24 protein-coding genes and 2 other annotated features are annotated in these 25,099 nt (G+C 55.4%); of the genes, 10 read left to right on the forward strand and 14 right to left on the reverse strand.

The features are described from left to right. Positions 1-143: 143 nt before the first annotated feature. Positions 144-701, forward strand: coding sequence for a recombinase family protein (locus Q666_RS53535; protein ID WP_286158861.1), 558 nt, complete (start codon positions 144-146; stop codon positions 699-701). A gap of 247 nt (positions 702-948) precedes the next feature. On the opposite strand, the gene Q666_RS53540 is transcribed toward Q666_RS53535, so the two are convergent. Next, positions 949-2,253: a ferredoxin reductase family protein gene (locus tag Q666_RS53540; RefSeq protein ID WP_022998203.1), complete on the reverse strand. Its 1,305-nt coding sequence runs from the start codon at positions 2,251-2,253 to the stop codon at positions 949-951. Between the two features lie 194 nt (positions 2,254-2,447). Then, positions 2,448-3,320, reverse strand: coding sequence for a universal stress protein (locus tag Q666_RS53545; RefSeq protein WP_022998202.1), 873 nt, complete (start codon positions 3,318-3,320; stop codon positions 2,448-2,450). Between the two features lie 253 nt (positions 3,321-3,573). Here Q666_RS53545 and Q666_RS53550 point away from each other — a divergent pair, with 253 nt between their 5' ends. The 3 genes from Q666_RS53550 (at position 3,574) to Q666_RS53560 (ending at position 8,961) form a co-directional block, all read left to right on the forward strand. Continuing rightward, positions 3,574-6,285, forward strand: a complete 2,712-nt coding sequence (locus tag Q666_RS53550) for a cation-transporting P-type ATPase (protein WP_022998201.1) — start codon at positions 3,574-3,576, stop codon at positions 6,283-6,285. 196 nt (positions 6,286-6,481) lie between these two features. After that, positions 6,482-6,539, forward strand: a sequence feature (sul1 is cis-regulatory element that is thought to sense ions involved in sulfur or methionine metabolism; They are found in Alphaproteobacteria). A 66-nt stretch (positions 6,540-6,605) separates the two neighbouring features. Beyond that, positions 6,606-8,096 carry a SulP family inorganic anion transporter gene (locus tag Q666_RS53555; protein ID WP_022998200.1) on the forward strand — a complete coding sequence of 497 codons (1,491 nt, stop codon included), beginning with the start codon at positions 6,606-6,608 and terminating at the stop codon, positions 8,094-8,096. Between the two features lie 10 nt (positions 8,097-8,106). Beyond that, the gene (locus Q666_RS53560; RefSeq protein WP_022998199.1) at positions 8,107-8,961 is read left to right on the forward strand and encodes a universal stress protein; all 855 of its coding nucleotides are present in this window, start codon (positions 8,107-8,109) and stop codon (positions 8,959-8,961) included. 81 nt (positions 8,962-9,042) lie between these two features. Here the strand turns inward: Q666_RS53560 and Q666_RS53565 are convergent, their stop codons facing one another. The 7 genes from Q666_RS53565 to Q666_RS53590 form a co-directional block, all read right to left on the reverse strand. After that, the gene (locus Q666_RS53565; RefSeq protein WP_152533395.1) at positions 9,043-9,597 is read right to left on the reverse strand and encodes an NYN domain-containing protein; all 555 of its coding nucleotides are present in this window, start codon (positions 9,595-9,597) and stop codon (positions 9,043-9,045) included. 110 nt (positions 9,598-9,707) lie between these two features. Then, positions 9,708-9,756: a sequence feature (sul1 is cis-regulatory element that is thought to sense ions involved in sulfur or methionine metabolism; They are found in Alphaproteobacteria), on the reverse strand. 370 nt (positions 9,757-10,126) lie between these two features. Further along, the gene (locus Q666_RS65045) at positions 10,127-11,290 is read right to left on the reverse strand and encodes a lipase family protein (RefSeq protein ID WP_161633196.1); all 1,164 of its coding nucleotides are present in this window, start codon (positions 11,288-11,290) and stop codon (positions 10,127-10,129) included. Positions 11,291-11,312: 22 nt separating this feature from the next. Continuing rightward, positions 11,313-11,708: a DUF6795 domain-containing protein gene (locus tag Q666_RS53570; RefSeq protein WP_022998196.1), complete on the reverse strand. Its 396-nt coding sequence runs from the start codon at positions 11,706-11,708 to the stop codon at positions 11,313-11,315. A 606-nt stretch (positions 11,709-12,314) separates the two neighbouring features. Beyond that, positions 12,315-13,577, reverse strand: coding sequence for a type II toxin-antitoxin system HipA family toxin (locus tag Q666_RS53575; RefSeq protein ID WP_353608358.1), 1,263 nt, complete (start codon positions 13,575-13,577; stop codon positions 12,315-12,317). Between the two features lie 39 nt (positions 13,578-13,616). Continuing rightward, positions 13,617-13,868, reverse strand: coding sequence for a helix-turn-helix transcriptional regulator (locus tag Q666_RS53580; protein WP_022998194.1), 252 nt, complete (start codon positions 13,866-13,868; stop codon positions 13,617-13,619). Positions 13,869-14,258: 390 nt separating this feature from the next. Further along, positions 14,259-14,636, reverse strand: a complete 378-nt coding sequence (locus Q666_RS53585) for a nuclear transport factor 2 family protein (RefSeq protein ID WP_022998193.1) — start codon at positions 14,634-14,636, stop codon at positions 14,259-14,261. Positions 14,637-14,680: 44 nt separating this feature from the next. Continuing rightward, positions 14,681-15,619 (reverse strand): DMT family transporter, encoded by a 939-nt coding sequence (locus Q666_RS53590; RefSeq protein ID WP_152533396.1) that lies wholly within the window; start codon positions 15,617-15,619, stop codon positions 14,681-14,683. A 106-nt stretch (positions 15,620-15,725) separates the two neighbouring features. On the opposite strand from Q666_RS53590, the gene Q666_RS53595 reads away from it, so the two are divergent. After that, complete coding sequence (locus Q666_RS53595; RefSeq protein WP_022998191.1) at positions 15,726-16,667, forward strand: LysR family transcriptional regulator; 942 nt, start codon at positions 15,726-15,728, stop codon at positions 16,665-16,667. Between the two features lie 41 nt (positions 16,668-16,708). Here the strand turns inward: Q666_RS53595 and Q666_RS65620 are convergent, their stop codons facing one another. The 3 genes from Q666_RS65620 to Q666_RS53610 form a co-directional block, all read right to left on the reverse strand. Further along, positions 16,709-16,987, reverse strand: coding sequence for a methyltransferase domain-containing protein (locus Q666_RS65620; protein WP_081713317.1), 279 nt, complete (start codon positions 16,985-16,987; stop codon positions 16,709-16,711). Between the two features lie 333 nt (positions 16,988-17,320). Then, the gene (locus Q666_RS53605) at positions 17,321-17,986 is read right to left on the reverse strand and encodes a FadR/GntR family transcriptional regulator (RefSeq protein WP_208993790.1); all 666 of its coding nucleotides are present in this window, start codon (positions 17,984-17,986) and stop codon (positions 17,321-17,323) included. Between the two features lie 41 nt (positions 17,987-18,027). Next, positions 18,028-18,744, reverse strand: a complete 717-nt coding sequence (locus Q666_RS53610) for a ribonuclease activity regulator RraA (RefSeq protein ID WP_022998187.1) — start codon at positions 18,742-18,744, stop codon at positions 18,028-18,030. A gap of 537 nt (positions 18,745-19,281) precedes the next feature. On the opposite strand from Q666_RS53610, the gene Q666_RS53615 reads away from it, so the two are divergent. From Q666_RS53615 to Q666_RS53635, 5 genes are all read left to right on the forward strand, one after another. Next, positions 19,282-20,274: a TRAP transporter substrate-binding protein gene (locus tag Q666_RS53615; protein ID WP_022998186.1), complete on the forward strand. Its 993-nt coding sequence runs from the start codon at positions 19,282-19,284 to the stop codon at positions 20,272-20,274. 64 nt (positions 20,275-20,338) lie between these two features. Then, positions 20,339-20,869, forward strand: coding sequence for a TRAP transporter small permease (locus tag Q666_RS53620; protein ID WP_022998185.1), 531 nt, complete (start codon positions 20,339-20,341; stop codon positions 20,867-20,869). A gap of 1 nt (position 20,870) precedes the next feature. Beyond that, positions 20,871-22,151: a TRAP transporter large permease gene (locus Q666_RS53625; RefSeq protein WP_022998184.1), complete on the forward strand. Its 1,281-nt coding sequence runs from the start codon at positions 20,871-20,873 to the stop codon at positions 22,149-22,151. Between the two features lie 112 nt (positions 22,152-22,263). After that, the gene (locus Q666_RS53630; protein ID WP_022998183.1) at positions 22,264-23,007 is read left to right on the forward strand and encodes a glucose 1-dehydrogenase; all 744 of its coding nucleotides are present in this window, start codon (positions 22,264-22,266) and stop codon (positions 23,005-23,007) included. Positions 23,008-23,031: 24 nt separating this feature from the next. Next, positions 23,032-23,343, forward strand: a complete 312-nt coding sequence (locus tag Q666_RS53635; protein WP_022998182.1) for a cupin domain-containing protein — start codon at positions 23,032-23,034, stop codon at positions 23,341-23,343. Positions 23,344-23,398: 55 nt separating this feature from the next. Here Q666_RS53635 and Q666_RS53640 read toward each other — a convergent pair whose 3' ends face one another. Then, a complete protein-coding gene (locus Q666_RS53640) occupies positions 23,399-23,872 on the reverse strand; it encodes a hypothetical protein (protein ID WP_200863731.1) in 474 nt (157 codons plus the stop codon). A gap of 83 nt (positions 23,873-23,955) precedes the next feature. Further along, a protein-coding gene (locus tag Q666_RS53645; RefSeq protein WP_152533397.1) for an IS3 family transposase occupies positions 23,956-25,091 on the reverse strand; the annotation gives its coding sequence in 2 pieces (ribosomal slippage) (positions 23,956-24,866 and positions 24,866-25,091; 1,137 coding nt in all). Positions 25,092-25,099: the final 8 nt, after the last annotated feature.

Here is a 25,099-nt window from a genome sequence, read left to right on the forward strand (position 1 = left end):
TAGTCTGTTTTGGACAACAATCATCCCGCATAAATCAGGGCTTTCCGACACTAAATTCCAAGAGGGTTCAATTGGGACAGCGCGCCGCCATCTATTGCCGCGTTTCCACCGCGGACCAGTCATGCGAGCGGCAGGAAGACGATCTGACAGTTTTTGCTGAGCGGGCCGGCTTCGAAGTTGCGGCAATATTCAAGGAGACTGGGTCCGGAACAAAACTCGACCGGGCCGAGCGCAAGAAGGTGATGGCTCTGGCACAAGCCAGGAAGATCGACGCCATTTTGGTTACTGAACTTTCCAGGTGGGGGCGGTCGACGACCGATCTCCTGAATACGTTGCGTGAATTGGAAGGCTGGAAGGTCTCAGTCATCACCATGAACGGTATGACCTTCGATCTGTCTACACCGCACGGTCGCATGCTGGCGACGTTTTTGTCCGGCATTGCCGAATTTGAAAGCGATCTCATCAGCGAGCGGGTGAAATCCGGTTTGGCTGCTGCGAAGGCACGCGGTAAGAAGCTCGGAAGGCAGCCTGGGCAAAGGCCCAAATCGGACAGACTGGCACCAATAGTACTGGCGCTCATTGACGAAGGGCGCAGCTATCGCTGGATTGCCCGAGACCTGGGTATCAGCAAAAACACGGTTGCCGCGATCAATAAACGCAACAGACTTCTAGCACCTCTAAAGGCGGAACCTGCAACATAGCCAAGCGGTTCGAACTCCTTCTACCCAAGCCCTCTCAAATAGCCTGTCTCATAGAGAACGATCAGTTGATTTTTCACAATAGCTCGACAGAATGACTTTGAAGTAAGGAATTGCCTTTTTGCTGAGCAGCCACGAATTGGCTTTTCCTCAGCGCAGCACGAATGCAACCACAGCAACACATAGGATTGCGTTTACTGCAACAACCGTGAAAGAAACCCTCCGGCGCAGGGATAATTTCCGTAGCGGGTCAATCATATTCGAACCTCTCGGACAATATCCGGCTCGACGGCGTTCCACGGGCAATCAGATGATCTTCAACAAGGTCCATCATGGCAGATGGTCCGCAAAGGACGAACAGCCAGTCCTTAGGCTGGTCTGCTGACAGGATGCGGTCAAGCAGCGCGCCGTCTATGATACCGGTGTCTCTCCGCCAGCCTTCCGGCGGTTCAGACAGAATATGGGTCACGTTTTCACCAGCGAGTTCGTCCCAATACAGAATCTGCTCTTCCGTCCTGTTGCCATAAATAAGGCGAACCTCACGCGGATCGGCGGTTAGGCGCAATTCCCGCAATATCCCAAGAAGAGGCGCAACTCCAACTCCTCCGGCAACGAGCACTATGCCGGGCTCCCTTCGTCCGTCGACAACAAGGCTTCCGTAGGGACCGTCGAGATAGGCACGGGTTCCAGGCTGAAGCTTGTGGAGCGAACGGGTGAAATCTCCGAGTTCCTTGATGACAAATGAGACGTTCGGGCCGTCTGAAGGAGCAGAACTTATGGAAAAGGGGTTCTCATGAAGCGAAAACGGGCTGTGACCGATATTCAGCCAAACGAACTGCCCGGCCCTGTAGACCAGGCCTGAATGTGCGACCGGGGCAACGGTCACTTCCCATTGTCTTGCCGACCGTCGTGTAACGGAGGCAACTTGCCATCGCCGATTTCGATCCATCATTGGCACGACCAGATAAACATAAATCAGCGATCCGACAGCAATTGCGGTCATCGCCCCCCAGAGCCAGATCAAAGGCGCTTCCGAGCTGTAGCGTCCGGCATAAACGGCGTGATGCAGCAACAGGACGGCAATCAGAAGCGCACCGAAACCATGCATGAAGCGCCATGTTTCATACTTGAAATCCAGTTGGGTGCGGTAGATCGACAGGAGCACCAAGGTCGGCAGAAGAACGAATGCGGCTATGCCGGACGCAATCGCGGAAAAGTCCGTTGTGAGCGTGAGTTGACGTGTTGGATCCCAGGGCCGCTGACCACCCGAGGGGCTACCCTGATAAAGAAACGGGTGCAGGAAGGCAAAAAGCAGGGCGGTGCGGGCCATGAGTTGGTGGAAGTGCATGGTAACATCCATGCCAACTCCGTTTGACACGCTCTTGAAGCGTCCGGAGAGCACAAACTCGGCAAGCACAATCGAGAAAGCGAGAATCCCGATTCCGGAAGCAACCTCCTGGTGGAGGAGACGTGGCGGGCCGCCAAAAATCGTCGCGAGTATCAGCGGCAGGCTGACGACGACGAGATAGAGCGAAATGAAACCCAACGCTTGCATAGACTTGTCTTACCGCAGTTCTGATCAACCACAATGATCTTGCTCAAGTTAGACAAGTAGCGCTCATCCAGCATCAGTAGCCCTGATCTTTGAGGTCTACAGGTCAAGCCGCTTACTTTTTGATAACCGCTACCGTCTGGAAACGCCCGGGACTTCAACCAGAAGTGCCTCAGGTGCCAACTTGGGGTCACGTCTCAGTCATTTTGTTCGCTGTGCAGAGGTGGAATGGCAAGCACATCAATCGATGACGTTCCCAGCACGTATTCGGTCACGCTTCCGATGTACTTCTTCTCCGCTCCACGACTTCCACGCGTCGATAGCACGAGCAGATCAGCCTGTTCCTCGCGCGCGGTTTTTATGATCTCACCTGCTGTGTCTGTCGCCTCGTAGCGCACCATTGACTCAAGCGTACCCTGTTTCAGGCTAGCCAGAAATTCCGCAAGGCGTTGCGACGCTTCCTTCTGCTTCTCAGCCAGGTACTGCTGTTGATCGCCTTGAGGAATTGTGTGGCTGAATGCCAGATCCAACGCTGGGGCGTCGAATACATAGAGCAGCGATTTATGTGCCCGTTTGCCGATCCCCAATCCGGAAAAGCGACGCAGCGCGTCGCGAGAGCCAGCGGATAGATCGGTTGTCAGCAGAACGCGTCTGTAGGTTCCGGCGGGAACTGCATTCGACATCAGCGTGGGACACGCCACCAACCGTATCGTCCGCTCCGCCGTGGTTCCGATGAAGACGTCCCGCAGCAACTGTTTGCGATGAGGACCGATAACCAGAAGGTCGGGGACTGAGTCATCGACGGCCTGGAGAATCCCCAGGAACGGTGCTGCCAACATGACCCGGGATGTACATGGTATTCCGTCGATCTCCAGAAGGGTTGCGGCGAGTTGATGCAGCAGTATCTCTGCCTCTTTGCATTCTGCCTCGACGATTTGGTGCGGCTGATCGTCGTCGACCACATGGATGAGCTCAAGGCTAGCCCCGGACTGCCGCGCGAGAAGGGTCGCGCGCCTCAGCGCCCGATCTGAGCGTTCAGAAAAATCCGTGGCCACCATGATCTTGATCATCGCTTCAGTCCCCTGGCCGCCATAACGTGTTTTTTACATTTTGGCACGCAGCGGCTCGTTGCACTCAATCTGATCTGTCAGGGCTGCACCAGGTCAAGCCAAAACGGAGGGAAAAGTGATCGAAATGGATGCGCGCCCTACCGGACCGTACGAAGATGACCAAGTGGACCGTTCGAATTCGTGATCATGCCTTTGTTTAGGATCGACAATTTGGATCGCAGCCTTCTTTGGTGACTGCAGGATAGGTGACTGGATGAACGACCGCATACCTGGCGCCGACATGCACGCCGTGAGCGGCAAGGCCGCGCTTGAGGCACTTGGCGTCGACGAGAAGGGCATCCGTGCGGAAGAGGCAGCCCGTCGTCTCGCCGCGCATGGTCCGAACCGGCTCCCGGAGCCTAAAAAGCAGAACTCTTTTCTGCGGTTCCTGACACATTTCAACAACTTGCTGATCTATGTCCTGATCAGCTCAGCGGTGGTCACAGCCGCCTTGCAGCACTGGATCGACACCGGCGTCATTCTCGCCGTGATCATCGTCAACGCGGTTATCGGGTTCGTTCAGGAAGGGCGCGCCGAGCAGGCGATGGATGCCATTCGCGCTATGCTGGCCCCTCGCTCGGCGTTGTTGCGCGACGGCAGGCGGCAAAGCGTCGATGCGGCAGACCTGGTGCCGGGCGATATCGTCTTGCTGGAGGCCGGAGACCGGGTCCCGGCAGACCTGAGGCTGATAGAGGCGCGGGGGCTAAAAGCCGAGGAAGCAATCCTGACCGGCGAATCCGTGCCGGTCGAAAAAGGCACGGCGCCGGTTGATCGGGACGTTGCGTTTGGGGATCGGACGTCAATGCTCTATTCCGGCACTCTGGTCGCGGCCGGAGCGGGACGCGGCGTGATCACTGCCACCGGTGCCTCCACACAGATCGGACGCATCAGTAGCATGCTCTCTCGCGTGGAGACGCTTACCACGCCGCTTGTGACGCAAATGGACCGCTTTGCCCGCTGGCTCACGGCCTTCATCCTGCTCGTTGCCGCGATACTTCTGACTTACGGTTATTATGTCGGTCATCTGCCGTTTGCGGAACTCTTCATGGCCGTCGTCGGCCTATCGGTCGCCGCGATCCCGGAAGGGCTGCCGGCGGTGCTCACCATAACCCTCGCCGTCGGTGTACAGGCGATGGCGCGCCGCAACGCCATCGTTCGCCGTCTGCCGGCAATCGAAACACTGGGTTCTGTCTCCGTCATCTGCTCCGACAAGACAGGCACCCTGACACGAAACGAGATGATCGCGGCCTCGCTGGCCACGGCAGAACACATTTATTCGATCGGCGGAACCGGATACGCACCGGAGGGCGCGATCCGCTGGCACGACGCCGATGCCGATCCAGATCAGCACACGGTGCTGCTGGAATTCGCTCTCGCCTCAGCGCTGTGCAACGATGCCGTCCTTCACGCGTCGCAGGACGGCTGGCGCGTAGAAGGAGACCCGATGGAGGGTGCCCTCATGGCGCTCGCCGGAAAGATCTCGGGCGAAGGCCCAGAGCCATACCGCCAGTGGACCCGCACCGACGCGATCCCCTTCGATTCCGCCCATCGCTATATGGCTACTCTTCACCACGATCACGCGGGGCATACCTGCATTCACGTCAAGGGTGCGCCCGAGGCATTGCTTGCGCTAAGTGCGAACCAACGCTCCGCCGACGGCACCACGGAACCGCTGGACGAGGAACTCTGGCAGAGGCAGGTGGAGGACCTTGCCGCGCAAGGTCAGCGCGTCATTGCGGTCGCTGTGCGAAGCGTGGCGCAGGACCATACTGTCCTAAATATTGCCGATGTAGGCAGTCAGCTCACGCTCATTGGTCTTATCGGTCTTATCGATCCGCCGCGCGCGGAAGCCATTGAAGCTGTAGCCGAGTGCCATACTGCCGGTATCCGGGTGAAGATGATAACCGGAGATCATGCGGCAACGGCCCGTGCCATCGGCGGCATGATCGGATTGAAGAATGCAAGCCGCGTTCTGACCGGGGCCGATCTTGCAGTGATGGAAGACGCCGCTCTGGCCCAAGCGGTGATTGAGACCGATATCTTCGCGCGGACTTCGCCTGCCGACAAGCTGCGGCTCGTTACCGCGCTGCAATCCCGTGGCCTGACCGTGGCGATGACTGGCGACGGTGTGAACGACGCGCCAGCGCTCAAGCGCGCCGATACCGGGGTCGCGATGGGCCAGAAGGGAAGCGAGGCCGCCAAGGAAGCTGCTGAGCTGGTGCTTGCCGATGACAACTTTGCGTCGATTGCGGCTGCGGTGCGTGAGGGCCGCACTGTTTACGACAACATCAAGAAGGTCCTCAGCTGGACCCTGCCCACCAATGCCGGTGAAGCCATGACCATCGTTGTCGCGCTTTTCGCCGGAATGGCACTGCCGATCACGGCGGTGCAGATCCTCTGGGTGAACCTCATAACCGCCGTAACGCTTGGCCTTGCGCTCGCCTTCGAGCCTTCCGAACCGGGAACGATGCGACGCCCGCCACGTCCACGCAACGAAGCCCTGCTGTCAGGGGAGCTTGTCTGGCATATTGTGCTCGTCTCGACCCTGTTTCTTGCGGCGGTGTTCGGGATCTTCTTCTACGCGAGTGACCGCGGCTACACCACCGAACTTGCGCAAACGATGGCGATGAACACGCTTGTGGTGCTGGAAATCTTCCACCTGTTCTTCATTCGCAACATTTACACCACCTCGCTCAACTGGAACGCCGTCAGGGGAACCCCCGTCGTCTGGGCGTGCGTTCTCGCGGTGACCGGGGCACAGTTCGCGATCACCTTTGTTCCACCCTTGCAGTTGCTTCTCGGAACGCAAGCGGTGTCCTTGGCGGATGGCGTCCTAATCGTTGCAATCGGCTGTGTCTTCTTTGCGCTCCTGGAATCGGAGAAGCAAATGCGTCTGACACTACGGCGGCAGCGTTCGAATTCCTAATTTCTGCTCTTCATGTGGACATTGCCGTCTTTGTCAGTTCGAATGAGCTCGGGAAGACGACATGTCATTCAAGAAACCGACCAAGGCCGTTCATGATCGGCAATGCCTTGAGGTGAGCGAGTAGGATTTCGCCTTCAAGCCACTATATGTGATCCCCTTGGCTTTTGCGCCGCAACAAGCTAAGAGAACCAAATCGTCAGGACCCGGGTGAGATTCCCGGGTGGCTCCTCCGGCCGCCGATCCGCCGGACAACCCGAAAATTCACATCTGAAAAGCCGTAGCAGCATCGTTGCTCCGGTTAGCAGAACTTTGGGCTGTATATGATTTCATACACAAACTACAAAAACCAATGGACGGGCAATATCCGCGCCGACCTGCTGTCAGGCCTGGTTGTGGCGCTTGCCCTCATTCCCGAGGCTATCGCCTTTTCCATCATCGCCGGGGTCGACCCGAAGGTCGGCCTTTATGCTTCCTTTTCCATCGCCGTGATCATTGCGATCACCGGAGGCCGTCCGGGCATGATTTCCGCGGCAACCGCAGCAACCGCGGTGCTGATGATCACCCTGGTGAAAGACCACGGCCTGCAATATCTGCTCGCTGCCACGGTCCTGGCCGGTTTGCTCCAGATCGGAGCCGGATTACTGAAGCTTGGCTACGTGATGCGCTTCGTCTCCCGATCTGTGATGACCGGGTTCGTCAACGCCCTCGCCATCCTCATCTTCATGGCGCAATTGCCGGAACTCGATCCTGCGCACGTGCCGCCGCTGACCTTCGCGCTCGTCGCAGGTGGACTGGCAATCATCTATCTGTTTCCGCGGGTGACCAAAGTTATTCCGTCGCCGCTTGTCACGATCATCGTGCTCACCGGACTGACGATCCTGTTCGGCTGGGACGTGCGCACGGTCAGTGATATGGGGGAATTGCCCAATACGCTGCCCGTGTTCCTTATCCCGGATATTCCACTGACGTTCCAGACGTTGCAGATCATCTTTCCTTATTCGGTTGCTGTCGCGGTGGTCGGATTGCTGGAAAGCCTGATGACGCAGCAGATCGTCGACGATCTCACGGACACGCCATCAGACCGCAACCAGGAATGCATCGGCCAGGGTATCGCCAACACCGCAACAGGCTTCATCGGCGGTATGGCCGGCTGCGCCATGATCGGCCAGTCAATGATCAACGTGAAGTCCGGCGGCCGCGGCCGGCTGTCTGCCTTCGCAGCCGGTGTATTTCTGTTGTTCATGGTCGTTGCATTGGGAGATCTCGTCGGGCAGATCCCGATGGCCGCCCTGGTCTCGATCATGATCATGGTCTCGATCGGAACCTTCTCCTGGAGCTCCATCAAGAACCTGCGGGAGCATCCGCGCTCGTCTTCAATCGTCATGCTGGCAACGGTGTTTTTTGTCATCTACACCCATAACCTGGCCATCGGCGTTCTCGTCGGCGTGCTCCTGTCGGGCATCTTCTTTGCCTGGAAAATCTCGCAGATCTTCCGCGTCAGAACCACGATCAGCCCGGACGGGCAGCACCGGACATACGTTGTCGAGGGGCAATTGTTCTTCGCGTCAGTCGAGGACTTCATGAAGGCCTTCGACTTCAGGGAGACGCCGGAAATGGTGACAATCGATGTCACTCGGGCCCATATCTGGGACATTTCCTCGGTCGCCGCGCTGGACATGGCGGTCCTGAAATTCCGGCGCGAAGGGGCCGAGGTCGATATCCTCGGCATGAACGAGGCATCGGAAACCATCGTCGACAGGCTTGCAATACACGACAGGCCGGGCGCCATGGAAAAACTTCTGGGACATTAGGGAGGCACACATGTCGACAGGCACACTGATTGCCCTGGTGGACGGTTCGAAATATTCCGAAAGCGTCTGCCATTACGCGGCCTGGATCGCAAAGCGGACCGACGCCACGGTGAAAATCTACCATGTGCTCGGCCGCCGCGAAGGTGTCGCAAGCCAGAACCTGAGCGGCGCCATCGAACTCGGCGCTCGATCTCACATTCTGGAGGAACTGAGCGAACTCGATGCACAGCGCGCGAAACTCGCCCAGACCCAGGGCCGCGCGATCCTCGAAGACGCCAGGGCGATCGTCGAAGCCGATGGCGTAAACGTGGAAACCCGGCTGCGGCAGGGTGACCTGGTGGAGACCGTTCTGGCCAAGGAAGACACAGGCGATCTTATCGTTATCGGCAAACGTGGCGAAGCGGCGGATTTTGCAAAGCTGCATCTGGGTTCCAACCTGGAACGTGTCGTACGCTCCTGCCGGAAACCTGTTTTCGTCGCCAACCGCGAGTTCAAGCCGGTCTCGAAAGTGCTGATCGCCTTTGACGGCGGCCAGTCTTCGCTGAAGGCCGTGGATTACCTGGCCAGGCACAAGCTGCTGGCGGGCCTGCCCGTCACGCTGGCCTTTGCCGGCGCAGAAACTCCGGAGATCCGCAAGGCTCTTGAAAATGCCCGGGATACGCTGGCGGCCGGCGGCTTTAGTGCGGACATCATCATCGAGAACGGCAGACCGGAAGCGGTCCTGGGCAAACTGGTGGAAGAGCAGCAATACGACCTGGTCGTCATGGGAGCCTATGGTCACTCGCGTATCCGCAGTCTGATCATTGGCTCGACGACGACGGAAATGGTCCGGACCTGCAAGGTGCCGATCCTGCTGATGCGTTGAATATGCAACCAGGTCAGTGTCATTGACACAAACCTGCAAAAATGGAGTGGCGCAAGGGATTGCGCCCTCCGCTCGCGTCAGTCAGGTATTTTCACCGAGATCCAGGCGCAATAATTTGTCAGCAGTGCGACGAAGCTGGCTGTCGATCTGCAAATTGACATCGTTTATCCAGGTCACAACAGCAACCCAAGTCGTCTTCCGATGAAGTGATCGGATGGCCGCACACATATTCACGTCGTTGGTCAGAATTATCAAGCCATCGACCTTGTCGCTTACTTCGAGTGCATCAATCGTGATATCCAGCGAAACAGACCCTCTCAGAAAGGTTCTGGAATCTCGTGTGACTGTTTTGCCGTATTTTTCTCGAACAAGGTAGCCATTGTAGGATAGCCAATCCAAAAGCCGCCGCTTGGGAAATTCGTCTTCGAACCGCGGAACAATGTTGTAATACACAAAATTGGTCACGCTGTGGCTTCGTCTGAGCGTCTCGGCAAATGCGGTAAAATCGATGTGCACGCTACTCATTATGCCTTCGGCGAAAATGCCATTAAAAACACGCAGCATTTCTGCGTATCGTCTGGACTGTGCAATTCGGTAGTCCGAATGTTTTCTTGAACGGGAAATTTCTTCTTCCAACTCGGGTGCCCTCACCCGCGAGCATCAGTGGCAGTGCTGAAAGGCACGTGGACAGCCTAACTGGCTGCTGGGACTGGTGGCACAAAGCAAAAGAAGGAGCGCTCAATTGAAGTTGGTCGAGGGATAGGCGCTCGACATAGCCACCGCGAGGGGTCCAGGTTCCAACGTCGAATGCGCATCGCGAAGAAAGCCAATGCGATGCCGACAGCACAAACTATGCCGATAATGACCTCGGAAGTCCAGATGAGCTCAAATTATGTGTTTCCAGTATAGGGAATTTCAAAGTTCGTACCTTCTGATCCCAAGCTGGGGCAATCTAAAGCCGCTACACTTAGGGTGTCATCTCGCCCCCAGCCGGAACCGACCCCTTCTGTTGCGTGGCCCGTTGCCCTGACAGCGGCCTTTGAACCGCGAGTGACGAGAATGTCCTCGTTCCTCTCCCTGCCAACGCCTCGCTAGAGATATAGCTTATTCAGTTGTTCTCAAATCTTTCACCGCACGACAACGTCGTAGTCACGCTTCCTCGGAATTAACGTAGACTTGCTATTGCCCGCATTGCGAAGCCACCGATTACGGAAACAAGCATCGATAACAACCAGCGCAAAAAGGACACGGTGAGTTTTGCACCTTTCTCGAGTAGCTGCTTGCCAAGGAACCGCATAACGACATTCACGAACTCTACAACCCGCTCGGCCGCGGCGAGTGAAGAGGCTGCCATGTTTGTCAGTGCAGCAGCCATCTTATCAAGGACGGTCGCGGCACCGAAAAAGGCAAGGCCTACGACCACCCCGGCGGCATCAAGCAACATTCCAAGGATTTTTTCGATTAGTCTCAAGACGACAATTGAGTGCATGGCGGGCCCGACGGCCGCCGATTGAGCTTGGGAAAGCAAATCGTCGACCGTATCCAGTGAGAAGCGGCGATGAGCAATCACCGGCAAACCCGACCAATCACTCAGGCCGACAGATTTGCGGTACGAAACCAGGAAATGAGCATCTATGCTTACCAGCGTGCCAGGCCCGCGCAGCAAATAAGCCACCTCTCCAACGGGTATGTGACAAAACGGAAAAATCGGCAGCATCGGCACAACATCTGTATCGTGATAGACACGAAAAACATTGCGAGCTCCAAGGCCGGCCGTGACGACCTGCGCATGGCTATCCAATCCGGCCCTTGGCGCACCGTAGGTGTATAGCTTGATGCTCGAGGTTCCTATCAGCGCTTCCGCCAGGATTGTGGCAGCTGCGCCACCTAAGCTGTGACCAATGATATGGAGTGTTCTTGGATTTCTTCCGCGCAGTGCGGTTTGTACCTGCCCGAGAATGCTTGTCGCGACATTTCTGAAGCCTTCATGGACGGGGAGCCCAAGTGGACTGCGTGCGGCACTCATGTGCGCATCCGTCATGAGGTCGTGGCCGGAAGTTATTTCCGTGCCACGCACGCAAATGAGTGTCTCTCCGTGTCTAGGTGTTCCAGCTTTGCCGTGAGCAACGAAGCCGAAGCCCGTCCTGCTCGAGCCACCAGGTATGTTGAGGCCGGAGACGCCGGTGAAACGTGTTCCGGAGGCAATGTCAAACTGCTCGCCACCAGGTCCGGCGGCCTGGGCTGCCGTTAACAGATCCGTATCTAGCCGCATCGCATAGGCGCTTTGCGCCAACTGGACCGTTTGGGCGGGGGAAAGGGCAAGGGACAACAGCGTTCTCCACTCTTCGACGCTAAGCGAGCCGGCAAACTCCAAAATCATCGCCGGTATTGCTAGGCGTGTGGTCTAAGTCGCAAATGAAACGGAGTGGGCGATTGCGCTCGCCTTCTCGTTCGTAATTCGTCTTGGTGTTGAGCCAACCGCGGTATTCCTTGCCATCAAATTCAATATTGATTTTCTGGACGATGGTGATTTCCCCAGGGAGGAAGTTGGAGAAACCCGCGGGGCGACTGATCTCAGGAAAAGAAAATTGACCGTTCTTGTCTGTTAAAACGGCTTTTTCTGGAACCTCTCCAGGCTTTGACCACAAGGTGATCTGAAGAACCTTGGCACCTTCGACTGGCTTGCCGTTTTTAATTACTGTTCCGGACACTTCCGAAAAGATAACGTTTGTTCCAAACAGAGCCATGGCATTCGTTCCTAAAACGACCGAAATGACTGCGGCCACCAACAGTACCAGTCTGTATCGAGAAGCCGCCGATCGGGCCATCGGGTCAAGTACTCAATCTTAAAAATCCGAAGACAAGTCACTTCGGGTGTAAATGTATCGTCAGACTAAATCACATATGCACTCGAGAAGACAACCTTGTCGACGTCCCAAATGCAATCCACATTAACTAGGTAAGCAAGTACATCAGTCGTTCTCAGGACGCCGGGGCTCGGCAGAAAAGAGATAAGTTAAACTTCACCCTGCAAGGAAGATTATCCGAAAATGCATGTAGAAAAGCGTTCTAAGGACAATACTCCGTGCAGCCTTTCGTGCTCGCGACTTTGTAAGCCGAACAGCACCGTAAATCGCGTTTCGTTGGAGAACACGACCATTCATCTTACAACGCTCAATGCAAAAAACGGCGAGTTAAAAGTCTGAACTGAACTTCGTATCGAATTCAGAGAAAGATACCTAAGTTTTCGAAGAACGTGACTATCGACTTGTATCTGCCAATCAATTGGATCGACTGGCATTTGGAATTATCGAGTCTAGCTTGCCAACATTGTGCGTGAGTTGGGACGTGTCTTAGTCCAGCCGCTTCAGTCGGTCTGAAATTGCCCCTTGAACTGACTCAATCAAAGCAGCGGGAAATCCGTTCGGAAGTTCCTTTATCGTTTTTTCGATGGCCTTCGGAGCGTCCTGATGAAGCTCTTCGAATAAGTTTCCTATGGCATCCTTTGATAAACCGCCTTGGACACCCGTTTCGACAATATGGCGTCCATGGATGTTTTCGATCTTGTAATGGTTAGATTTGCCAAAGCGCATGGCCAGCTTGAAATCATTCCGCTGGATCTGGCCTTGATCATAGGTTGGCTGCACAGTTAGCACGTCGTAAAGCGGTGTCATGCGAAAGCGGCCACCGGGCATAAGCGCAATACTGAAATTCTTCGCATGGCCATCCGTAGCGCCCATCAGCCAGAACAGAATGTTCGCTTTGAAAAAGTCTCGCCGATCCTGCGTTGGCTCATCGCTTCCCCGCATTCTGTCGATAATGTCAACGATGCCGGGACCGCCCTCATTTTGATATTTTCGGGTCGGCGGAATCGAAAGCACCTGACAGAAGTCTTCCTGTGGCAGGCGGATCAGTCGGCCATCCTTCGCCCAAAGGCGATCAAACCTCTCGACAACAAGAGCTTTGCGTTTTCCAAACGTCGCCATTTCGACGTTGGCTGTGCGAAAGCCAAACGCCTCAAGGAGTTTCAAGCACAGATATTCGTTTTCAACGCTGTCCGATAAATCCATGCCGTTCGGCAGCTTGCCGATCTGCGGCTTGATGATGTGTGTTGTCGGTGTCGTTCCCGATGGTTCAATCCATTGACCCTCATGATAGAGCAGCGCGGTTTTTTCTTGCGCACCCGCCACGGAAATCCTGAAGTCTCGCTCTTTGCGGATGCCAAGTGGTGCAACATCTAGATTGTTTAATACCTCTTCGATCTGATCTTCACTGACTATTTCTCCGCTCAGTTTGCCAGTCGCATGCGGTTCTTCCCCATCTGGTAAGAATTGCAGTGCGCCGATACAGTCACGTCCTAATTCCGAGAGCATGCTGTAAGCATCCGTGCCCTGCGCACCGACGCGCTCGGCAACGCGCTTTCGAATGTCGTCGTTGTCTGGAAGCAGGTTGTCGAATACGGCCATCACAGGTGCGCCGATATACCGATCCTTGCGAAGAGGCAAAGAAAGGGAAACGGGCATAGCATTTTCCCAATCCAGCCAAGTCTTGTCGTAAGCGAAGCTGATGGCACCCGTGCTCTCACGCGTAAGCGTGCCAGTATGGCGCGTATTCATGAACACGTTCAAAGGGCGATAGCTTCGCCGGCGTCCCATTTAGAACAAGTCCTCCATAGAGGAGCGCACACCTTTGCTGCGCGGTTGCACCTGGATCTCAAGATCCAGAGCCGCCAGCAGGTCAAAAAGCGTTTCCAGCTTGGTGCTCGCGACGCCGTTCTCTATCTTGGAAATGGTTTCCTGCCACAGGCCGCTTCTTGAAGCGAGTTCTGTCTGAGATAGCCTGCACTCCTTTCGCGCTTCGCGAATGGCGTGGCCTATGTCTTTGGGTGTTCGTGCTAACTGTTTCATATATTGACTCCTTTTTAGATTATGAGTTATGGATCATAAAAAGTCAATATGATTAGTGGATCATATATTGTGGTTATGATTCATGGATCATAATGAGTCGATATGATTTATGGGCCATAAAATTGAACTGAAGGCCGATTGATCGAGTTAAATGTGCCTCTCGTATTGAATTCAATTGGGATATAGCACGCATTCCATCAGGCGGAGGAAGGTCGACCAACTCTCTAAAAAGACCGGCAATCTGCGAGCGGTGCAGCTGCTTGTCGGCCACACAAAGTTGGACAGCACCGCCCGATACCTCGGCGTGGAACTCGAATGAGAGTAAACGATCTCTGAAGGCGAAGAAAAATGACTTACGGGCCGGGGGACAGGCCCCACGGCCCGCAATCCTCACAAGGGGGAAACGTCCACATACACACGGTAGTCGGCAATTTGTCCACCTTCCAGCTTCAGCCTCGTTGCAAAAGGTAAGGTGAGTTCGCTGTCGTCCTGACGCGTATAGTGAACCGACCCGGTGCAATAGACCGTCTGGCCTTCGGACCCGATGTCATCGATTGTGTGGCGCATGGCTGAAATCGTGCCGAAAAAAGCGTTGTTGGCGTCGATCAGAGCCGGTTTTCCGCGCAATTCATCAAAGTTACCCAGACGGAACCGCACGTCCCGGGTGACGAGCCTACCAATTGCCACTGCGTCAAGATTGTCGACTGCGGAATAGAGCGCGGCCACGAGATCGCGGTGCGGGGTGTCGGTAAAAGAGGTGATCTGCATTGTGTATCTCCTGAAACGAGTGATGATTTACAGCAGCTGCTGCCTTAGTCGCCGCCGGGGACCCTGCGGTGCGGCGTCGAGAGATGTCCATTGGATAGGGCCATTCCGAGAAACAGCAGAAGAACCGAGAAGGCGAACCAGGGCCTGATGGGCTCGCCGAAAAAGAATGCCCCCATCGCGATGCCCGAAAGCGTCACAAAATAGCCGACCTGACTGAAGCCCACACCGTCCGTGCGCCGATACAGCTCGAATGTCAGTACGTAGCTGAGCGCAGTTACGGCGCAAAGGCACAGCACTGCCAGGTGAAGGCGACCCGGATCGTGCAAGGGCAGTTGTCCGCCATCTGGAAACAGTGTCACGGGCATGAACAGGATTGCTTGCGACAGAAGGGTACCGGCGGCTAGGGCGAGCGGATTGGCGCCTGCTGGCATGGCACGTTCCCGGTAGACATTAGTGAGTGCCAGGAAAAAAGGGGTCAAGGCGGCGGCCAGGAGCCACAGAAAGCCCGCGTTGGTGGACGCTTCCCAGTCGGCGGTCGCGACTGTGACACCGGCAAGGCCGCTCAGGATCCCCAGCAACCTGCGCATTGGCAGCAATTTCCTTCCTGCCAGCGATGACAGGCAAAAGGTCAGCAGTGGTGACAACGTGATGAGCACCGTAAACAGGCCGGCAGGCACCTGCTGCAAGGCGAAATAGCTGAGAATTTGCGGAATGGACACGCCGAGCAGCCCATTGACGAGACTGTAAATGAGCACCGGGCGGGAGCCGAGGATTACAAGATCTGAACGAAATCTGACAGCAAGAATGAAGAAAAGGGCAAGTCCTGCGCCGAGGACCTGCCACTCGAACAGAACGAGGGGCGAGATACCGTTCGTCACGACGTATTTGGCCAGTGCGAAATTGCCGCCCACCAGCGTGCCGACAAGAACAATCAGCGGAATGGCTGAAGCTTGAGCCTGACTGGTTGTTGTGATCATTGCCATGAAACCCTCCAAGATCGGTTCCACTGCAATCTATTATTGACACTAATGTTTACTATATAGCGATAGATTGACTATTGGTTGATCAAGATTCAACAAAGAGTTTGAAATGGAAACAATTCCCGACTTTGCGGTGTTTGTGGCCGTCATCGAGCAAGGCAGCTTCTCCAAAGCGGCAGACCGTCTGGGCGTCACCAAATCCGCTGTCAGCCGCAGAGTGACCCAACTGGAGAAGCGCCTGGGGATTCAGCTCCTGCAGCGAAGCACACGCAAGCTCGCGCTCACCGATGCCGGCAACCGCTATTTCGTTCACGCTACCGAGGCCGTGCATCATGTCCAGTCAGCGGAACGGGAAGCGGCGCTCTACGGCAACGAGGCCGTCGGCGAGATCCGCATTCTCGCCCCGATGTCCTTCGGCAGCCGCCATCTCGTGCCCCGGCTGCCCGGATTTCTCGCCTTGCACCCGAAACTGCGTGTGGACCTTACGCTCGACGATCGTATGATGACCTCGATCGATGGCAATTTCGACCTCGCGTTGCGGACCGGAGATTTGCCCGATTCCGCTCAGATAGTGCGCAAGTTGGCGCCGCTTCGCAGTGTCATTTGCGCCTCCCCGGACTATGTCTCGCGGCATGGCGTTCCAGCCAGTCCAGTGGACCTCAGCACCCGCAACTGTGTGTTCTTCTCCTATTCCGACAACATGGATGTCTGGGAATTCAGGTCTGATCTGGGGCCGGAAGAAATCCGTGTTTCCGGAAACCTGAAGCTAAACAACAGCGAAGCGCTGTGTTCGGCTCTTGTTGCGGGAGGCGGCATCGGGCGGCTTCCGACATTTGTCGCGAGCAGTTTTCTCGCCAGCGGCGAACTGGTACGGCTCCTGCCGGGTTTCGAGATGCCGTCCAAGTCGCTTCAAATCCAGTTCCCGAGCAGGCAACTGATTCCGCGCGCCGCGCGCTATCTGATTGATCATCTGGTCGAGGTCTTTGACCCCGTATTGCCCTACTGGGACAACGAGATCGGCCTGAGCCCAGCTAAAATCAAAGAGTGTTGACGGCCGCGCTTCGGTGTATCAGGCAGGCTTGCGAAACCGCATCAGCGTGAAAAGCTTGAAGGGCGGAAGGGTTTCCTCGCACTCGAGCGGCAAATGGATTTTGCCGAGCGGTGACCGAAGCACTTCAGTCTCTGTTCTAGCATCGATCGACAACCTGTGTTCGCTGAGAAATGGTTGACGAAAATGACGGTCCCACCTGGTTTCGTGACGCGCTCGAGTTCCCGGAGCAGCTTGTTCGGGGCAGGTGCGACGGTAATCAAATGCATGGCGAAAACTTTATCAAAATGGTTGTCTGGATCAGGAAAGTCACCTGCATCCATCACCCGGCATTCTTGAATGCTGCGCTTCAGGCCGACGTTTTTCGGTCTCTCTTGAGCATGTCCTCGGAAAGATCAATCGGTGATGACGGGGGTGGTCTAGTCGTAATGGCACGGGTAACACTCTGCCAGAAAATCCATTGCGGGTTTTGAAGCAATGATGTGGCCAACTGGGGTTTCGGTTGTACCGGTCAGTGGGGGGCCGCGAAAAGAGAGGTCGGCTTGCAGAACTCTTCGGATTTGCAATGGTGAACGAAGCCTGAATGCGGCTCTAAGAGCGGAGAAAAGCTGTCCGCTGACTTATTTGTGGGAAGCGCTATGTTTTCCTACTTCAGCTTACCCTTCAAAGATTCTCTTCCTGGCGTTTTCGACATGGTCACGCATTGCCTTTCGGGCAGCCTCCGGCGCTGACCTATTGATGGCATCGAAGATTTGATAATGTTCTGATTGAACGAGTCTCATGCGCGTTTGGGGTTTGGTTAGCGACAAGTTACGGGTAAGATTCATTCCCGTCAGTATGTTCGACTGCATGGAGGATCTAGCTGCCGCGAAATATTTATTGTCGGCCGCGTTACAGACGGCGACGTGAAACGCCTCATCCGCCGCAACGCCCAGCTCGCCTTCTTTGATGCAGCGATCGAGTTCTTCCAAAGCGTTGCGCATTTCCGAAAGGTTGGCGTCAGTCCGGCGCTGAGCTGCGAAAAAGGCTGCTTCGCCCTCAATGGCCGCTCTAAACTCAAACGTCCTCTGAATATCAGCAATTGAACCAACTGGCGCAAAATCGCGAACAGCACCTTCAGGTCGACGTTTAACAAACGAGCCTGATCCCTGGCGTGAAACTATGACATCGTCTTCACGTAATTGCTTTAGTGCCTGTCGTAGCACCGGTCGGGAAATTCCGAATTCATTACATAGGACATGTTCTGTTGGCAGTTTCCCACCTACCGGGATATCTCCATCCATTATTTTTGCGAGAATGTTCTCGTAAGCCCGGTCGGACAAGGTCCGATCCCGCATATTCCCGTCATTTAAAGTCGTCGTGATTATTTGCCGTTTCCCTGACGCCACGATTTGAACCTGTCTTTGGTTGAAGGATCCGTCGGCGGGTAAAGGCCGAAGGTAGATGCCCCATCTTTGACCATATCCAGAACGAAGTCTTCGAATACAGTCATCTCTAGGGCTTCATCAGCAACATCCTTTGCCATGTGGCGAGGAATGCAGACAACCCCCTCATTGTCGCCGACAATGATATCTCCGGGAAATACTGAAACACCACCACAGGCGATCGGATCGTTGACGGCAACAGCGTGGTGCTTGGTCAAATTTGTCGGCGCACTCGGGCGGGTGTGATAGGCTGGCATTTCGAGGTTAGCGATGTCGGGCGTATCCCGGAAACCGCCATCCGTAACGATCCCCCGGCATCCCCGTGACTGAAGCCGCGTGGCCAGGATGCAACCGGCCGAAGCCGCGGAAGCATCCATTCGTGAGTCGATCATGAACACGGCGCCGGCAGGGCATTCTTCAACGCCCCTTCGCTGTGCGTTATTTCGATCTGCGAAAGAGCCCAGGTGGTCCAGATCTTCTCTCGCTGGAATGTATCTGAGAGTAACAGCCGGGCCGACCATATTGGGGCCGGGGCGAAGTCGGATTACCCCCTGCAGAAAGATGTTCTTCAAGCCCCTCTTGAACATCACTGTTGTGAGAGTGGCGGAGCTAACTTTCATTAGTCTGTCATGGGTCGCATCATCGAGATCTGACATTTATAGGCTCCGTCATATCTGAGTTCTGAACTGTCGTGGCTTTGGAACGACTAATCCCGGATGCATAATTTGTCAATAATTTGTAAGATGCCAATGTCTGCAAAATAGGTCCGAATAAGCATGGTTAGCCAGATCGACCCTACCAAGGAAGGCTATGAGAAAATGGCCATCACTCTGATAGAACTCAGGAAACATCTATATTCCCCTTTTTTACTACCGAAGCAATTTCACATCTGCCGACGACACGGTTTAGCGTGGCCGGTGAGATAAGTTGTAACTTGTAGTTCAAACCACGACTAAATCACAAAATGGCAGGCGGGTTGCCACTGCAAGCATCGTAATGACCGCAAAATAAATCGATTGAATCGCCCAGCTTTAGCGGAAGAATCGAAAGAAGAGTCTTGAAGGAAATCGGAAAGAAAGTTGTTTTTCAACATATTAAGGCCGATTAGCATGAAAAGTTGTTCGTCAAAAAATTAAACTTGTAAAAAATTGTAAAATGCGTATCGTCTTGCCTGGTTAATCAGGGAGGAACTCATGACCGCATTGAAATCATTCAAACTCAGCATCGCCTTCGCTGCGGCAATAGCAACGACCACGGCCATCATCTCCGCCGAGGCCAAGGAACTGCGCGGATGGAACATCCACGTAGAGGACTACCCGGTTTCACATGGCATGGAAGCCTTTGTCGAAGAGGTCTCAGAAAAAACTCACGGCGAGATCACTGGCAAGGTCTTTCACGGCGGAGTGCTTGGCTCGCAGCCTGATGCCATCGAACAGACCCGTCTTGGCGTAGTCGATTTCGGCGTCTTCAGCCTCGGGCCGATGGGTCAGGTTGTTCCGGAAGCCAACGTCGTCTCATTGCCGTTCATCTTCAAGAGCGTTCCGCAGATGTACGAACTCATGGACGGTGAGGCCGGAGCCGCGCTGAGCAAGGGCCTTGAGGAAAAAGGAATTGTCGCACTTGGCTACTATGACGCCGGCGCCCGCTCCTTCTACACTTCGGTCAAGTCCATCCAGGAGCCGGAAGACCTGACGGGCATGAAAATTCGCGTCATGAACAATGACCTCTTCGTCGGCATGGTGGACTCCATGGGTGGCAATGCAACGCCGATGGCATTTGCCGAAGTGTACCAGGCCATCAAGACGGGCGTCGTGGACGGCGCGGAAAACAATCCGCCTTCCTATGAATCCACCAACCACTTTGAAGTTGCCAAGTTCTATTCCCTGACAGAGCATCTCATCATTCCCGAGTGCCTGTGCATGAGCAAAAAGACCTTTGACGCCCTGACGCCCGAGCAGCAGGAAATCGTCAGGGAAGCTGGTCGCAACAGCACGGCTTTGCAACGCGAGCTCTGGCAGAAACGAGAGGCCGCGAGCATGGCCAAGGTTGAAGAAGGTGGTGTCGCTGTGAATACCGTTGAGGACAAGGCCGCGTTCCAGGCGGCGATGGCTCCGGTGTATGATGCCTTCCTGGCACAGAACCCGGACCTCACCGAACTGGTCGACCTGTTCAGAAACGCGCAGTAACACTGTTGCCGCAGGGCCTTGCCAGCTCCTCCGGCAAGGCCCTGCAGGTTCTGGAGCCGCTTCAATGCCGAACGCACTGAATATCTGGGATCAGCTTGAAATCTGGCTGGACCGCCTGAAACGCCTTTGTGTTTTGGTGGGGTCTGTCGCTTTGGTCGTGCTGGTTGCGACCTTTGGCTGGCTGGTGTTCGGGCGCTACGTTCTCAATCAGACACCCACTTGGGTCGAACAGCTCGCACTCTTGCTGATTTGCTACATCACGTTTCTCGGAGCAGCGATCGGGATCCATGAACAATCACATCTGGGGGTTACATTCCTTCGGGACGCACTGCCAGCACGCGTCCGTCAAGCTCTTCTTCTGTTGACGGATCTATGTCTTGCCATTTTCGGCGCAGTCATGCTGTCGGCATGCGTTGAGCTTTTCGAGTTCGGCTGGTCTACGCGGCTGCCGATGCTGAACATTCCCGAAAGTTTCAGAACCCTGTCAGCCGTTTTATGCGGCGGGTTGATGATTGTGTTTGCCAGCGCACGGGTCCTTTTGAGGGGACGCTCCCTGATGCGCGGCGAGATCTACAAAAACGAAAAGGTAATCTGAAATGGGTCTCGCAATCCTGCTGGGCGTATTTGGAATCAGTGTTGTTCTGGGCGTTCCAGTCGCCTTCGCTATGGGAATCTCCGCAGCGGCAGCGTTTTGGTACGAGGGCTTTCCCCTCCTGATGACGTTTCAGCGCTCCATTTCCGGGGTCGCGTCCTTCTCGCTGCTGGCGATCCCCTTTTTCGTCTTTGCCGGTGAACTGATGCTGCATGGCGGGATTGCCTTGCGGCTGGTGAAACTGGCCTCGGCGCTCGTTGGTCACGTCCGCGGCGGCCTGGCCTCGGTCAACATCTTTTCCAGCATGCTTTTCGGCGGAATTTCCGGATCCGCGATTGCCGATATCTCCGCCCTCGGGTCTCTGCTCATTCCAGTGATGAAGGGCAAGGGCTACAGGCCCGACTACGCCGTCAATGTCACTGTTACCTCTTCTATTGCCGGTATCGTCATACCGCCGAGCCATAACATGATCATCTTCGTGGTGGCTGCGGGTGGCGGGATTTCGATTTCCAAACTTTTCCTGGCCGGCGTCATACCCGGTATTCTCATGTGCCTCTGTCTGGCCGTTGCCGCCTATGTCGTTGCCTTGAAGCACAATTACGGGTCCGAGCCGTTCCCCGGCTGGCGCGTTGTTGGACAGACGGCGATTGCCGCGATCCCTGGCTTGATTACTGCTGTCATCATCGTCGGTGGTGTCCTGTCGGGTATATTCACCGTAACGGAATCAGGGGCCTTCGGCGCGATCTATGCGTTGCTGCTCACGGCATTTGTCTACAAGACACTAGATTGGGACAGCTTTGTAGTGGCGGTGACCTCCGCGCTGAGAACGACCGCGATGGTCATGATCCTCATCGGCTTTGCCAGTTCGTTCGCCTATTTGCTTGCGCTTTATCAGGTGCCGGCAAAGCTCAGCGACTTCCTGCTGGGGATCTCCGAAGAAAAGATCTTCATCCTGCTGATGATCAATTTGATGCTGCTGATGCTCGGCATGATCATGGACATGGCGGCACTGATCCTCATCTGCACGCCGATCTTCCTGCCAATCGCCAGAGAACTTGGCATGGATCCAGTTCAGTTCGGCATCATGATGCTGGTCAATCTTGGTTTGGGACTGTGTACGCCACCCGTCGGAACCTGTCTTTTTGTCGGCTGTGCGGTCGGCAAGATCAAGATCGAGGAAGCACTGAAGTCCATATGGCCATTCTACCTGGCTCTCTTTGTTGCCCTCATGCTGATCACCTACGTGCCCGCATTCTCGTTGTTCCTGCCGTCGCTGTTCGAGTGACAGCCTAATTGGAAACCAAAATCTCTCGGCTCTGGTGTGCCACCGGCGAGCCTGACTTCACCCCACTCGATGCCGGATACCCGGCGATTTGACACCTGTTTGAGGACCAAACATGAAACTAAAGGGAAAAACCGCAATCGTCACAGGCGGCGGCAGAGACATCGGCCAAGCCTGCGCGCTCAGGCTCGCAGAGGAAGGCGCGAATGTCGCGATAAACTACTATTCAAGCAATGTTGGCGCGGAAGAAACCATTGCGAAGATCAAGGCGGCTGGCGGCAATGCGTTTGCACTGCAGGGCGACCTCAACGCTGCTGCCGAAGTCGAAGCACTTGTCGGCAAGACAATCTCGGAATTCGGAGGGATTGACGTTCTTGTGAACAACGCCGGCGGACTGATTGCCCGCAAAACCATAGCGGAGATGTCTCTCGAGCATTGGCGTGCCGTGATGGATCTCAATCTGACCAGCACGTTCCTGATGATCAAGGCGTGTCTTCCGCACCTGAAATCCGGAGCGATCGTCAACATCGCCAGCCAGGCCGGGCGGGACGGTGGCGGCGGTGGCGCAGTAGCCTACGCAACTTCAAAGGGAGCTATCATGACGTTAACCCGAGGCCTCGCCAAGGAACTGGGGCCGGACGTGCGGGTGAACGCGCTGTGTCCTGGCATGATCGACACGGACTTCCATAATATCTTCACCAAGCCGCAAGTGCGCAAGAACGTAGAAGCCGCAACCCCATTGAAGCGTCAAGGGACACCTGAGGATGTCGCCAATCTCGTGGCCTTCCTGGCAACAGACGAGTCGTCTTTTGTGACGGGAGCGAACGTCGATATCAATGGCGGCCTGTTCTTCAGCTGACCGAAACCGAAAAGGAACCTGATCGTGACAGAATTCAAGATTGTGAAGACCGGCGACGGCGTTACCCGGCAGGTGCTGGCCGATCACCCGGATCTTATGTTGGTGGCATTCTGCTTTGAAAAGGAGGGTGCCGAAGGCGCTTTGCACAGCCATCCGCATGTGCAGTCGACATTTGTCGAAAGCGGCCGGTTCAGGTTCTTCCTCGGCGATGAAACGCGTGAGGTTGGAGCAGGGGACAGTTTCGTCATCCCTTCCGGCCTCACGCACGGGTGTGTTTGTCTGGAGCCTGGACGACTGGTCGACTGCTTCACGCCCAGACGCGATGATTTTCTCTAATGCGAACTGGCGGTGAACCAAATCAGACATATTTGTAGAGGCTTTGCTACACGGTTCAGCCGAAGCCTTTATTGTTGCTCGACTGCTCGGTCAGTGTACTAAGCTTCTTTAAAAAGTAGGCGATGATCAGTGTCATCATCACATGGCCTACAAAGGATGACTGGGTATAGGGACCAAGTCCCATCATGAAACTGCGCCCTACAAGCGGAGCTAATGTACCCTGGGCAATGAACCAGAGAATTACGCCGCTTATCAGCCCGGCCATCATCAGACGAGTTTGTAAAAACCAGTAGATTGTCAGAACGGCGGCCGTGAAGCCGAAAATTCCAATTGCCGCATGTAGCGCGAAGCCCAGTGCATAAGGGACCTCGATTCCCAACCTCAGTCCAATCAGCGCCACTATCAGTTTGCTTGGTTCAAGAGTAACACCAAACAAAAAAGGAGAGAAAAGCCAAGCGTAAATTTCGAAAGCTGTCTGGCCAAGTGTTCCAGCAATTAGCACAGCTCGGAGGCTTGGTTTTTGCCGCATGTCAGGCATCCTTCTGGCAATCGTTATGGCAACAGTGCCTCCCTATCGGTGAATAGCCCCGCGTTTCGTAGACACCTTTCAGTTCATGATTGGTGTCTGTTCTCGAAGTCGACGGGCGACAGCATACCGTTCCGAGCGTGCTTGCGTATTGGATTGTAGAACATCTCGATGTAGTCGAATACGTCCTGACGCGCTTCGTCGCGGGTTCGATAGGTTCTGCGCCGTATTCTCTCGCGCTTGAGCAGGTTGAAGAAACTCTCCGCCACGGCATTGTCGTGACAGTTGCCACGTCGGCTCATGGAGTGAAGCAGATTGTGGTGCCGCAGGAAGCTGGCCCAATCCATGCTCGTGAATTGGGAGCCTTGATCGGAATGGACCAGCACCGTGTACCGCGGCTTTCTGCGCCAAACGGCCATGTGCAAAGCCTGGAGGACAAGCTCTGTTGTTTGACGGTTTTGCAGTGACCACCCAACAACACGACGCGAGAACAGGTCGATCACGATGGCCAGATAGGCAAAGCCCTCCATGGTCTTGATGTAGGTGATGTCGGTGATGTCGGTCACCCAGGCGGTGTCCGGTGCATCGACATCGAACTGCCGTGCCAGGGTGTTGTCGACCACGATAGATGGTTTTCCGCCATAAGAGCCGGGTCGACGCCGGTAGCCGATCTGAGCCTTGATCCCGGCCAGTCTGGCCAGACGGGCAACCCGGTTGGCGCAGCTTGTCTCGCCCTGGTCCAGCAGATCATCATGAAGCTTGCGATAGCCATAGACCTTGCCGCTCTGCTTCCAGGCTTTCTCGATCAACCTTGTCTGGCGAATGTCCTCGCGAGCCCGCTTGCTCAGTGGGCTCTTCGACCAAGCGTAGAAGCCGCTGGGATGGATGCACAGACAGCGGCACATCGCCCGCACGGAAAATACGGAGCGATGCTCGGCCACGAACGCGTACCTCACTTTGCATCCTTGGCGAAGTACGCGGCCGCTTTTTTTAAGATGTCGCGCTCCTCGGTGACCCGAGCAAGTTCTCGCTTCAATTGCCGGATCTCATCGGACTGTTCACCGCCTTTGGACGCCGCCGACGCGTACTTCTTGCGCCACGCATAAAGAGAATGAGCGCTCACGCCCAAGCGCTGCGAAACTTCCGAAACCGGATAGCCTCGCTCGGTAATCTGGCGCACTGCATCGCGCTTGAACTCTTCAGTGAAATTGCCTTTGCCCATGAAGGCCT

It is taken from the genome of Labrenzia sp. C1B70 (assembly GCF_000475395.1).
GTDB lineage: Bacteria > Pseudomonadota > Alphaproteobacteria > Rhizobiales > Stappiaceae > Roseibium > Roseibium algicola.